12 protein-coding genes are annotated in these 12654 nt (G+C 39.0%); 11 read left to right on the top strand and 1 reads right to left on the bottom strand.

Annotated elements, in window-relative coordinates; translation table 11 throughout:
• Positions 1-119 precede the first annotated feature (119 nt).
• Positions 120-2387, top strand: a complete 2268-nt coding sequence (gene rnr, locus PLH43_RS02185) for a ribonuclease R (RefSeq protein ID WP_324359612.1) — start codon at positions 120-122, stop codon at positions 2385-2387.
• Between the two features lie 13 nt (positions 2388-2400).
• Positions 2401-2844: a DUF523 domain-containing protein gene (locus tag PLH43_RS02180; protein ID WP_324359681.1), complete on the top strand. Its 444-nt coding sequence runs from the start codon at positions 2401-2403 to the stop codon at positions 2842-2844.
• 85 nt (positions 2845-2929) lie between these two features.
• On the opposite strand, the gene PLH43_RS02175 is transcribed toward PLH43_RS02180, so the two are convergent.
• On the bottom strand, positions 2930-3157 hold the full coding sequence (locus PLH43_RS02175; RefSeq protein ID WP_324359609.1) for an HPr family phosphocarrier protein: 228 nt from the start codon (positions 3155-3157) through the stop codon (positions 2930-2932).
• Positions 3158-3317: 160 nt separating this feature from the next.
• On the opposite strand from PLH43_RS02175, the gene mtaB reads away from it, so the two are divergent.
• The 9 genes from mtaB to PLH43_RS02130 all read left to right on the top strand — a co-directional run bounded on the left by mtaB (position 3318) and on the right by PLH43_RS02130 (position 12650).
• The gene (mtaB, locus tag PLH43_RS02170) at positions 3318-4622 is read left to right on the top strand and encodes a tRNA (N(6)-L-threonylcarbamoyladenosine(37)-C(2))-methylthiotransferase MtaB (protein ID WP_324359607.1); all 1305 of its coding nucleotides are present in this window, start codon (positions 3318-3320) and stop codon (positions 4620-4622) included.
• A gap of 216 nt (positions 4623-4838) precedes the next feature.
• Positions 4839-5108 (top strand): IreB family regulatory phosphoprotein, encoded by a 270-nt coding sequence (locus tag PLH43_RS02165; RefSeq protein WP_324359604.1) that lies wholly within the window; start codon positions 4839-4841, stop codon positions 5106-5108.
• Positions 5109-5173: 65 nt separating this feature from the next.
• Positions 5174-6121 (top strand): aldo/keto reductase, encoded by a 948-nt coding sequence (locus PLH43_RS02160; protein ID WP_324359602.1) that lies wholly within the window; start codon positions 5174-5176, stop codon positions 6119-6121.
• Between the two features lie 55 nt (positions 6122-6176).
• Positions 6177-6602 carry a Holliday junction resolvase RuvX gene (gene ruvX, locus PLH43_RS02155; protein WP_324359600.1) on the top strand — a complete coding sequence of 142 codons (426 nt, stop codon included), beginning with the start codon at positions 6177-6179 and terminating at the stop codon, positions 6600-6602.
• Positions 6603-6719: 117 nt separating this feature from the next.
• Positions 6720-7010: a DUF1292 domain-containing protein gene (locus tag PLH43_RS02150; protein WP_324359598.1), complete on the top strand. Its 291-nt coding sequence runs from the start codon at positions 6720-6722 to the stop codon at positions 7008-7010.
• 162 nt (positions 7011-7172) lie between these two features.
• Positions 7173-8243, top strand: coding sequence for a DUF3048 domain-containing protein (locus PLH43_RS02145; protein WP_324359597.1), 1071 nt, complete (start codon positions 7173-7175; stop codon positions 8241-8243).
• Between the two features lie 245 nt (positions 8244-8488).
• On the top strand, positions 8489-10330 hold the full coding sequence (locus PLH43_RS02140; protein WP_324359595.1) for a TIGR03960 family B12-binding radical SAM protein: 1842 nt from the start codon (positions 8489-8491) through the stop codon (positions 10328-10330).
• Positions 10323-11135 (top strand): TIGR03936 family radical SAM-associated protein, encoded by an 813-nt coding sequence (locus PLH43_RS02135; protein WP_324359593.1) that lies wholly within the window; start codon positions 10323-10325, stop codon positions 11133-11135. The genes PLH43_RS02140 and PLH43_RS02135 overlap by 8 nt, the downstream gene beginning before the upstream one ends.
• A gap of 9 nt (positions 11136-11144) precedes the next feature.
• Positions 11145-12650, top strand: coding sequence for an Rne/Rng family ribonuclease (locus PLH43_RS02130; RefSeq protein WP_324359591.1), 1506 nt, complete (start codon positions 11145-11147; stop codon positions 12648-12650).
• Positions 12651-12654: the final 4 nt, after the last annotated feature.

Genomic DNA, 12654 nt, shown 5'->3' with positions numbered 1-12654 from the left:
GTGTAATTTTAAAAAAATATATTAAAGAGTGTACTTTTTGGGGAAAATAGTACAATCAGGCCAATTACTAATATGAGAAGGAGGGAAAATGCTGTAATTATATACAGCTTTGTGGAAATATGATGGATAGAAAAGAAAAAATAGTGGCGTTTATGAGGGAGGATGCATATAAACCTCTTTTATTCAGTGAATTGGTTGCTGTACTGGATGTCCCAAAAAGTGAAATCGGACATTTTGAAAACCTGCTCAACGAACTGGAAGAAGAAGGCAGAATATTCAAAACCCAGAAAAACAGATACGGAGTCCCTGAGAGGATGAATTTAATATGCGGATATCTTCAGGGAAATGAGCATGGGTATGGATTTTTAATTCCCGATGACGAAAACATAAAGGATATATTTATTCCTTCCGGCGGCTTAAATGGTGCCATGCATAAAGACAGGGTCATCGCGAGGATCAACAAAAAAGGCATAGGAGACAAAAGGGCCGAAGGAGAAATAATTAGAATTGTAAAAAGAGCTAACAAGACTATTGTTGGTACCTTTGAAAGCAGCAAGTACTTCGGCTTTGTGGTGCCAGATGACCCGAGAATATCGGGAGATGTTTTTATTCCAAAAGATGAGATAAATGGTGCAAAATCAGGGCAGAAAGTAGTAGCAGAGATTGTTGTATGGCCGGCAAAAAGAAGAAATGCCGAGGGAAGGATAATCGAAATAATTGGCGACAAAGATGAGCCGGGCTCGGATATTCTGTCTATTATCAAGGCTTACAACTTAAGAGAGGACTTCCCGGAGGAGGTTATTAGAGAGGCAAAATCCATCAGCCAGACTGTAACCGAGAATATGCTAAAGGGAAGGCGCGACCTTAGGGATTTGACGATGGTCACTATTGATGGCGAAGATGCCAAAGACTTGGATGATGCTGTATCCATTGAAAGGCTTCCCAATGGAAATTATCGTTTGGGAGTTCATATCGCTGACGTAAGCTACTATGTTAAGGAAAATTCTCCTTTAGACAAAGAGGCTTTGAAAAGAGGTACCAGTGTTTATTTGGTGGACAGGGTTATACCCATGTTGCCAAGAGAACTTTCAAACGGTATTTGCAGTCTTAATCCTCAAGTGGACAGACTTGCCTTTACCGTAATGATGGAGATTGACAGAGCCGGCAGGGTTGTGGATCATGAAATATTTGAGAGCGTAATAAACGTTAATGAGAGAATGACCTATACCGACGTTTACAAAATTCTTGAGGAAGATGACCAAAGACTTATTGAGCGCTATAAAGACCTCTGCGGCACTTTCCGCACGATGAAAGAATTGGCTCTTATACTTAGAAAGAAGAGGATGGACAGGGGAGCCATCGATTTTAACTTTGACGAGGCGAAAATAATACTCGACGAAAAAGGTGTGCCGGTTGAGGTTAAAAGATATGAAATGACTATTGCCAATAACATAATTGAAGAGTTCATGCTGGTATGCAATGAGACAGTTGCAGAACACTTTTTCTGGACCAATACACCTTTTGTTTACAGAATTCATGAAGACCCCGATACGGAAAAAATTGAGGCATTCAGCGAATTTGTACACAACATGGGATATACACTAAAAGGCATAAATAAAATTCATCCTAAGGCTTTACAGGACGTTTTGGAGAAGGCCAGAGGTTCAAAAGAGGAGACCATAATAAGCACAGTTATGCTGAGGTCTTTGCAAAAAGCCAGATACAGCCATATCAACAGCGGGCATTTCGGGCTTGCCGCAAAGTACTATTGCCACTTTACATCGCCTATTAGAAGGTATCCTGACCTCATTATTCATAGAATAATGAAGGAATACTTAAAGGGAAATGTAAAACCTGAAAGAGAGGATATGTTAAACGGCAGGCTTCCTGAGGTTGCAAAGCTTTGTTCTGAAAGAGAACGGGCTGCGGAAGAAGCAGAGAGAGAGACTGAGGATTTAAAGAAAGTTGAGTTTATGAAGAAGCATGAAGGAGAAGTGTTTGAAGGCATAATTTCAAATGTAACGTCTTTCGGTATGTTTGTGGAATTGGAAAACACTATAGAGGGCTTGGTAAGAATGAGCAGCCTGGAGGACGACTATTATGTCTATAATGAAAAGACTTACAGCCTGATAGGAGAAAGAAGCAGAAAGGTTTATAAAATAGGTGATGTGGTAAATGTTATGCTGATTAAAGCCGATATTGCCACACGCAAAATAGAATTTACCCTTGTTGACAACAGCAATACGGAAAGCGATGAAAAAGCCATGGATTCTGACTGGGATGAAGATGTAAAGCCCAAAAGAAAACGCAAAAGAAAGATAATGGATGAAGCTGTGATTCTTCACGTCCAGGGAAAAAAGAAAAAGGTGAAAAAAATAGAAGTATAGGGGGAGAACTGCTATTCTGCTTGTAAGTGCATGTCTACTTGGAGTGAATTGTAAATACAACGGAAAGAACAATTTAAACAGCAAGGTCGTAGAACTTGGTTCAAAGGAGACCTTGATACCGGTATGCCCTGAGCAGCTAGGGGGATGCCCTACGCCGAGAGTTCCGTCTGAAATATTGGACGGTGACGGTGCGGATGTTTTAGATGGCAAAAGCAGAGTAATGACCAAAAACGGGGAAGACGTTACCGAGCATTTTATAAAGGGCGCACAGGAGGTTCTGAACATTGCAAGGACCATGGGGGTCAAAAAAGCAATACTGAAGGCCAGAAGTCCGTCCTGCGGATTTTGCAGCATTTACGACGGTACCTTTTCGGGAAAAACAAAAAAGGGCAACGGCGTAACTTCGGAGCTTCTTATAAGAAACGGAATTTCAGTTTTGTCGGAGGAAGATATATAACAGGTCAGAAGCTTGAAACACCGAGAATGAAAAGAAAGGATAACAAATATGAGGAGGTAAAATCTATTTACCTCCTCATTACAAGCTAAACCATAAAGTTTTTGATTTCTTCGCAGAAATTTCCGCAATCGTCAGTGTGAACATCTACTCTGATGGGTTTACTTAAGTCAAGACTGAAGATGCCCATGATGGATTTTGCGTCAACCACATAACGTCCCGATGTTAAATCAATATCAAAATCATATTTATTAACTATATTAACAAAATCCTTAACATCAGTGATGGACTTAAGTGAAATATTAAATGATTTCATACAATTTCCCCCTTTATATTCGTTCGGCATTATTTATTTTCCTGCTATTATATTAACCTGTTTGAAGTTGCAAGTCAATCGTGATATTGCTAAAATTTACTTAGTATTTTATAACTATTTTTTTCATATCAAAATAAAGTAGAGGAGTTTTAAACAAGCAATGAAAAGAGCTGCATTCTATACATTAGGCTGCAAGGTAAACCAATACGAGACTGAGGCAATTACCGAGATGTTTGAAAAAGCAGGCTATAAGATAGTTGACTTTGAGCAAGAAGCCGATGTTTATGTGATAAATACATGTACCGTTACAAATTTGAGTGATAGAAAGTCACGGCAAATGATAAGGAGAGCAAAAAGAAACAATCGGGATTCCGTAGTTATTGTAGTCGGTTGCTATGCCCAGACTGCTCCGGAGGAAGTAAGCCAAATTGAAGGGGTAAACATGGTGGTCGGAACCAAGGACAGGAGCAAAATTTTAGAGTATCTGAAGGAGCTTGAGTCTTTTGGCGGTAAGCGAAATTATGTTGAAGATATAATGAAGACCAGGGAATTTGAGGAATTGGGTGTTGATGTTTACAAGGAACGCACCCGGGCCTTTATTAAGATACAGGAGGGATGCAATCAGTTTTGCACATACTGCATAATCCCTTATGCAAGGGGTCCTGTAAGAAGCCGCCCGGAAGAAAACATACTTAGGGAAGTGACAGGACTTGCACAAAGCGGCTACAAAGAAATAGTACTTACCGGAATACATGTTGCATCTTATGGAAAAGATATAAAGACTACTTCTTTGCTTGATATTATAAAAAAGGTTCATGAAATTGAAGGGATAGAAAGAATCAGGCTCGGCTCAATTGAGCCCACAACAGTGACGGAAAGTTTTGTTGACGCAATAGCGGGAATGGAAAAACTGTGTCCTCAGTTTCATATTTCCCTTCAGAGCGGATGTGACAGTACTTTAAAGAGGATGAACAGAAAGTATACTACTAAGGAGTATCTTAGGTCTGTAAAGCTTCTTAGGGATAATTTGAAGGATGTCGCCGTTACAACCGATGTAATGGTTGGATTTCCCGGAGAAACCGATGAAGAATTCAACGAAACGTATAAGTTCCTTGAAGAAGTCTTTTTTGCGAGGATGCATATATTCAAATATTCCCGCAGAAAGGGCACACCTGCGGCATCTTATCCTGACCAGGTTTCACCGCAAAAAAAGGAAGAAAGAAGCCGAAGATTGATTGAACTTTCTTCCCGGATGACCCTACAGTACAACAAAAGCTTCACGGGCAGGATTTTGCCGGTGTTGTTTGAGCAGGAAGTAAAGGAAAAGGAAGGTTTTATGGAAGGACTGACACCAAATTATATAAGGGTTGAATGCAGGGGCAACAGAGATTTAGAGGGGAAAATTTTTAATGTTCTTCTAAAGGATACCAAGGATGATTATATTATAGGCGAGATTGTAAGCTGACTCTTATGTTAGTTTGAAGTTTGTTAAAATTTCAAGGAAATTGCGATAATAAAAGATACAACATAATCAAATAAGCAGAATTGATGTGAATTGCTCTTAAAAATATTGCATAATTTATCCTGTTGTATTACTATATATATATATACGCGTAGTGTTATGGACTTGGGTTGGTGCTATTTACCATTAGTCCTTATTTGGACAGGAGAGTGATTAGTTATGTCAAACAATGAAACTATGATGTTTAATGTTGAAAAAGAAAAGGTTAACGAAGCCAGGGAATTGCTTTTGTCTGTATACCAGGCTTTAAAAGAGAAGGGTTACAATCCCATTAACCAGATTGTAGGTTATATTCTTTCGGGGGATCCGACCTACATAACTAATCATCTGGATGCCAGAAGTTCTATCAGAAAATTGGAAAGGGACGAGCTTTTAGAGGAAATATTAAGATGCTATCTGGAAGAATCTATCAATAAAGGCTCCGTATGATATGTACGGAGTTTTTTATACGGTTTCATTTGATAAACAATAAAGTTGTTAGGCTGGTGTGGCAATTGGAATATTGTAAACTGGGTAACACAGGTTTGGAAGTTTCAAAGTTATGTTTTGGCGGACTTATAATTGGGCCTCTTCAAGCAAATCTTACTCCTGAGCTTGGAGCCGAAATAATTTTAAAGGCTTTTGAGCTTGGGGTCAATTTTATTGACACGGCAGAACTTTACGGCACTTATCCCCACATTGGAAAGGCGCTCAAAAAAACAAACAAAAATATTGTGGTTGCGACAAAGTCCTATGCTTATTCCACTGAAGGAGCCAAAGAAAGTCTTGAGAAAGCCAGAAAGGAACTGGATATCGATGTAATAGACATTTTTTTGCTTCATGAGCAGGAAAGCAGGCTTACATTAAAGGGGCATAGAGAAGCTCTGGATTATTATATTTCTATGAAGGAAAAGGGAATAATAAAAGCGGTTGGGGTATCTACCCACAATGTTGAAGTTGTGGAAGCCTGCTGTGAGATGCTGGAGGTTGATGTAATTCATCCCATAGTAAACAAGACCGGTATCGGTATAGGAGACGGAACAATTGACGATATGCTCAAAGCCGTTGAAAAGGCTTATTCGGCAGGAAAAGGCATATACAGCATGAAGCCTTTGGGTGGGGGTAATCTGGTTAAGTCCTATAAGGATGCAATGGATTTTGTATTAAATATACCGTATATACATTCCATAGCTCTCGGTATGCAGTCAATAGAGGAGGTTATTATGAATGTCTGCATATTTGAGGGTAGAGAAGTGCCTCAAGATGTCAAAAATAGTCTTGAGAGTAAAAAGAGACAGCTTCATATTGACTGGTGGTGTGAAGGTTGCGGAAGATGCGTGGAAAGATGCAAGCAAGGTGCTCTAAGCTTGGTTGACAAAAAAGCGAAAGTTTCGGAAGAAAAATGTGTATTATGCAGCTACTGCGCATCGGTATGTCCTGTATTTGCTATCAAAGTATCATAATTTGCAAGAAAAAACTCTGAACCGAAACAATAATAATGAAGTGGCGGAGGTATCTATGAGGGTAATGGGGATTGATTACGGCGACAGCAGAATAGGGATTGCCATTAGCGACCCGTTGGGATGGACAGCTCAAGCACTTGAAACCATAAACTGGAAAGGGGATGTGGAGGTTCCGATTAAGAGAATATCTGAATTGATTGAGGAGTATGATGTAAAAACTGTCATTATAGGTTTCCCGAAAAACATGGACGGTACTGTAGGGGCCAGGGGAGAGAAGACAATAGAGTTTATCGAATTTTTAAAGGAAAGGATAAAAAATATTGAAGTAATAAAGTGGGATGAGAGACTTACTACTGTTGCTGCCAACAGGACCATGCATGAAATGGGAGTGAAAAAATCAAAAAAGAAGCTGGTAGTGGATCAAATTGCTGCGGTATATATTCTGCAAGGATATCTTGACAGCTTGGGAAGGGTTTTGTAAAAATTATTTTTTTGCTATAAATATTGAGAAAGTGAAAATAATAGTTATATGTACTGGAATTTATCGAAGGTTGTGATATAATCTATATTTGATAATGGAAAATAGGAGGAATATTTTATGACTGAAGAAAGAGACGATCTTGTGGTATTAATTGATGAAAACGGCGAGGAAACTGAGTTTGAGCATCTGGATACAATTGAGTACAATGGGAACGAATATGTGGTTCTCTTGCCGGTTGAACAGACTGAAGAAGAAAAGGACATAGAGGAAGTGGTTGTTTTAAGAATTGAGCAGAATGAAGACGGTGAAGACAGCTTTGTGACTGTTGAAGATGATGATGAATTGGAGGCTGTTTTTGAAGAGTTTAAAATGAGAATGGAAGAAGAATTCGAATTCGACGAAGAGTAGTAAAAGAGACATCCCCGGATCTGGTGCTTTAAGATTCAGATTCGGGGTTTTACTTATACGGGGAATGTAGGCATAAATTGCTTTTTTCTGATGAAATTAAAAGGATTTTACTTTTTTATGTAGAAATATAACGTGATTCACAAAAGATAATGGGGGTTTAAAATGATAAAGAGTATTTCTTTTAAAAAGGTAGCAATTTTATTTGGAGTATTGGCACTTATGGTGTTTGCCGTTTCCTGCGGCAAAAGCCGAGATACGGGAAATGACATAGATGCAAGTCCTATGCCTACAGAGGAAAATATCAACTTCGATTATATGGACCAGCAAAGTCCCGAACCGGACAGCGCTGAAGAAAAAATTGATTTTGTTTTCCCTGAAAAAGGAGTAAGACCTTATGCCGTAATGATTGACAATCAGGGTTCAAATTGCCTACCCCAAGGAGGAATGAGCCAGGCACAGGTTATTTATGAGGCAATTGTTGAGGGGGGCATAACGAGATTTATGCCCGTATTCTGGGGGCAAAAAACAGAACTTATAGGTCCCGTCAGAAGCGCACGGCATTATTTCCTTGACTATGCAATGGAGCACGATGCAATTTATGTGCATATCGGATGGAGTCCTATGGCCATGTCCGACATATCAAAATTCAAGATAAACAATATAAACGGTGCTTACGGTGTTTTCTGGGATATTACCAATGACAAGTCAAACTGGCAGGACACCTATACATCCATGGAGAAGCTTCAGGAATATGTAAAGCAAGTAAATTATAAAACCACTACCGATAAAGAAATGGTATTTAAATATAGCGAGAAAGACCAAGAGCTCACAAACGGTAAAAAGGCAGAAAAAATAAACCTTTCATACTCTCAAGAGTACAAGTCCTATTATGAGTATGACGGCGACAAAAAGCTTTACTTGAGATTCAGAAACGGAAAGCCCCATATCGAAAGGCAGACTCAAGAACAGCTTACGACAAAGAATATTATTATTCAAAAGGTCAAAAATTATGATATAAAGGGAGACCAGGCAGGAAGGCAGGAGGTTAACACTGTAGGAAGCGGAGAAGGTTATTATATTACCAACGGAAAGTGCATTGAGATTACATGGTCAAAAGCCTCCAGGACGGAAAGAACCAAATATTTGGACAGCGAAGGAAAAGAAATAGTTTTAAATCCCGGACAAACATGGGTTCAGATATTTCCTGTATCCGGTAAAATTGAAATGGAATAGATTTGCTGAATATGATGTTCCGCTAATATAGGTTGATGTTGATAAAAAAGTGTATATTGGTTATTATTATATATATAAAACATGTTTATAAAATATGTGGGTAATTGGATTTGGGCAAAATATGGTTTGAAAATTCAGAATAAGGTATAAGAGTTGGAACATATTTATTTTGTTTTAACTTTGGTATATATCAAACATATACGTGATATTATATATCTATTCATTTGGTTTTTATGGAGGTTAAGTTGGGTATTAGAGTTAGTGATAGAATATTGGAAAATGTGGAGAAACCGTCAAGATATACTGGAAATGAGTGGAATAGTGTCAGGAAAGACTTAAAGGATATTGATATAAGGTTTGCTTTCTGTTTTCCAGATGTCTATGAAGTTGGAATGTCTCATCTAGGTATGAAAATTTTGTATCATCTTCTGAACGAGAGGGCTGATACTTACTGTGAAAGGGTTTTTGCTCCTTGGGTTGACATGGAAGCAAAAATGAGGGAGTATGATATACCTCTTTTTGCCCTTGAGACCCATGACCCTATAAAGGAATTTGATTTTATAGGCTTTACCCTTCAGTATGAGATGAGCTATACAAATATAATAAATATGTTGGACCTTGCAAAAGTCCCTGTTTTAAGCAGCGAAAGGACAAAGGAGCATCCTTTTGTCTGTGCCGGAGGTCCTTGTGCATACAATCCTGAGCCTTTGGCTGATTTTATAGACTTTTTTATGACGGGTGAAGGCGAGGAAATAATTAATGAAGTTATGGATGTGTATGTACAGTGGAAAAAGAAAAACCTGCCCAGGGAAGAGTTTTTGCATTCCATATCTTCAATTGAGGGAATATATGTGCCTCAGTTTTATGATGTGAAATACAACGATGACGGTACGATAAATTCTTTTTCGCCCAAAAAGGACGAGTATCCGAAGATAATAAGAAAAAGAATCATAAAGGATTTGGACAAGGTCTTTTTCCCGGAAAAAATAGTGGTTCCTTTTACGGGAATTGTCCATGACAGGATAATGGTTGAATTATTCCGGGGCTGCATCAGGGGATGCAGGTTCTGTCAGGCAGGCTTTATCTACAGGCCCGTAAGGGAAAGGTCGGCGGACAGGCTTTTGGAGTTGTCCCGAAAGCTTCAGGAGAGTACCGGCTATGAGGAAATTTCTTTAACTTCTCTCAGCACAAGCGACTATACGGAGCTAAAAGAGCTTACCGACGGACTGATTGGAGAGATGGAGCCCAAAAAGGTAAACCTTTCGCTTCCGTCTCTTAGGGTGGATTCCTTTTCCCTTGAGCTTATGGAAAAGGCACAGAAGGTTCGAAAAAGCGGTCTCACTTTTGCACCTGAAGCCGGAACACAGAGGCTTCGCAATGTTATAAACAAGGGTGTAACCGAAGAAGACCTTATAAAATCTGTTTCCACAGCTTTTGAAGGCGGTTGGAGCGGAGTAAAGCTTTACTTTATGCTGGGACTTCCTACGGAAACCTTTGATGATATCGAAGGCATAGCAGAGCTTGGATATAAAGTTGTTGATGCATATAAAAGTACGCCAAAAGAGAAAAGAGGCAAAGGGCTTAATGTTACTATAAGTACATCCTCCTTTGTTCCAAAACCCTTTACGCCCTTTCAATGGGAAATGCAAGACACTATGGACACTTTAAGAGAAAAACAGCTTTTCTTAAAAAGTAAAATAAAAAGCAAGAACATCAAATACAACTGGCACGATCCGCAGCTTAGCTTTTTGGAAGCCATTTTTGCCCGCGGAGACAGAAAATTGGGGAAAGTGCTGCTTAGGGCCTTTGAAAAAGGCTGCAAATTTGACAGTTGGGGAGAGCAATTCAAGTTTGACAAATGGATGGAGGCTTTCTTTGAATGCGGAATTGACCCCTCATTCTATGCCAACAGAAAAAGGTCATATGATGAGATTTTACCTTGGGATCATATTGATGTCGGGGTTTCAAAGAAATTCTTAAAAAGAGAACATGAAAAGGCTTTAAAAGAGGAAGTTACCCCAAACTGCAGAGTAAACTGTTCCGGTTGTGGGATAGCTGTGTTTGAAGGGGGAGTTTGCATTGAGTAGTATCAGGGTAAAATTTGTACGGGATGAGGAAGTAAAATACATTTCTCATTTGGATTTGATGAAGATGTTTGACAGAGCTCTAAGACGTGCCAAGATTCCCATGGCATATTCGCAGGGATTCAACCCTCACCCCCACATGGTGTTTGGGCTTCCCCTTTCTGTTGGAGTTACCAGTGAATCGGAGTATGCCGATTTTGAACTTGAAAATGATATTGAGCCCGGTGAATTCACACAAAGACTCAATCCTAATCTTCCGGAGGGCATAAGAATTGTTGATGCAAAAAAGAGCCATACAAATTCCAATATTATGGCTCAAGTTGCGGGAGCCTCATATGAGGTATTGGTTTTGGCGGATAGAAAAGTTGTAATAGAGGACTTGAAAAGAGAGCTTCAGAATTTTCTTAATGAGGAGAGAATATTTTTTGAAAAAGAATCCAAGGGAAAGATAAAGGAAATTGATATACGGCCAATGATTTACAGTGTCAATGTGGATGCTTTAGGTAATGCGGAAGCTGATTTTGCAGAAAACAGCTGTGTAAATCCCTGGATTTTAAGATATATTGATATGCTTAAAGCCGAGGATAATCAATTTAGGCAAATTGAAGAACCGGTGGTTTTCTGTTTTAAAATGCTGCTTGCTGCGGGAAGTATGGCAAATTTAAAACCGGAATTTGTTATCAGGGCTTTTGGCAAATATTCAGGTATTGATTTTGATATTTTGAAAATTCATCGTTCCGGTCTTTTTACAGGAAACAAAGAAAAGTTGACGGATCCTTTGGGGGGTCATGTATTACTATTTGTATGAGGTGGTAGAATGGTTAGCGAAATTGTAGTAGACGTGGGGCTTAATGAAAAAAGAGTTGCTCTTTTGGAAGACAGGGAACTGGTTGAGGTATTTATAGAAAGAAACGATTCGGAGAGACTTGTCGGCAATATTTACAGAGGAAGAGTGGAAAGTGTTCTGCCTGGTATGCAGGCGGCTTTTATAGATATTGGGTATGAAAAGAATGCATTTTTGTATGTCGGAGATGCCATACCTCAGAAAGAGTTTTCGGAAGATGAAGAAGATATTTACAATGAAGTAAAAAGTTATAATATTGAAGAGATATTAAGGCCGGGTCAAGAGATAACGGTGCAGGTAACCAAAGAGCCCATAGGGACGAAAGGACCTAGAGTTACTACCCATATAACGCTGCCGGGAAGGCAGATGGTACTTCTTCCTAATGCCGATTACATCGGTATTTCCAGGAGAATAGAGCAGGAAGAAGAGCGGGCGAAGCTAAAGAAAATTGCAGAAAAGATTAAGCCCAAGAATATGGGGATTATTGTGAGAACTGTTTCTGAAGGGAAAAGAGAAGAAGATTTTAAAAATGATCTGAATTTTTTGGTTAAACTTTGGGCAAAGATAAAGCAGAGAGAACAGGGCGGACCGGTTCCCCGTTGTTTACACAAGGATTTGAGTGTAATTTATAGAGCTGTCAGAGATATTTTTACATGGAACATTGATAGATTTGTTATTAATGACAGGCAGGAATACAACAAGGTTCTTGAACTTGTTGAAATGCTTTCACCGGCTTTGAAGCTTCGGGTTGAGTATTTCAACAAAAACATTGATTTATTTGAATATTATCAGATTGACAGCATGATACAGAAGGCATTGGCTAAAAAGGTCTGGCTTAAATGCGGAGGATATATTGTAATTGAGAGAACCGAGGCTCTTACCGTCATAGACGTAAATACCGGAAAATATGTCGGAGTAAACAATTTGGAAGAAACTGTGCTAAAAACCAATCTTGATGCAGTTAAAGAGATTGGAAAGCAATTGAGGCTTAGGGATATTGGCGGTATAATCATTATCGATTTTATTGATATGCATGAGCCGGAGCATCAGCGTCAGGTACTGGAAGCTTTAAAGCAGGTGTTGAAAAAGGACCGTACAAAAACTACTGTGGTTGGTATGACTGGCTTAGGTCTCATTGAAATGACAAGGAAAAAGGTGAGAGAAGGTCTGGAATCCATGATGCTCCATGACTGTCCTTATTGTGAGGGAAGGGGAAAAATACTTACGCCCGAGTCTGTAGCACGGAATGTTGAAAAAGAGATAAGCAAATACTTTACAAAAACAATAGCAAATGCTATTATGGTTGAGGTTCATCCCTCTGTAGCCGAGGTATTAAGGGGAGAAGACAATGACAACCTTACAAGAATTCAAAATTTATTCAATAAAAAAGTTATAATAAAGCCGACAACAGAAGTTGGCCATGAGGATATGAAGGTAAGTTGTAAAATTAATTGCCCAAACATGATAAAAAAGAAGTGACTCA

Origin of the sequence: Acetivibrio sp. (assembly GCF_035371925.1) — a bacterium.
Taxonomy (GTDB): domain Bacteria; phylum Bacillota; class Clostridia; order Acetivibrionales; family Acetivibrionaceae; genus Hungateiclostridium.
Note: the sequence above shows the minus strand (reverse complement) of the source record. Positions and strands in the feature narration are given on the sequence as shown.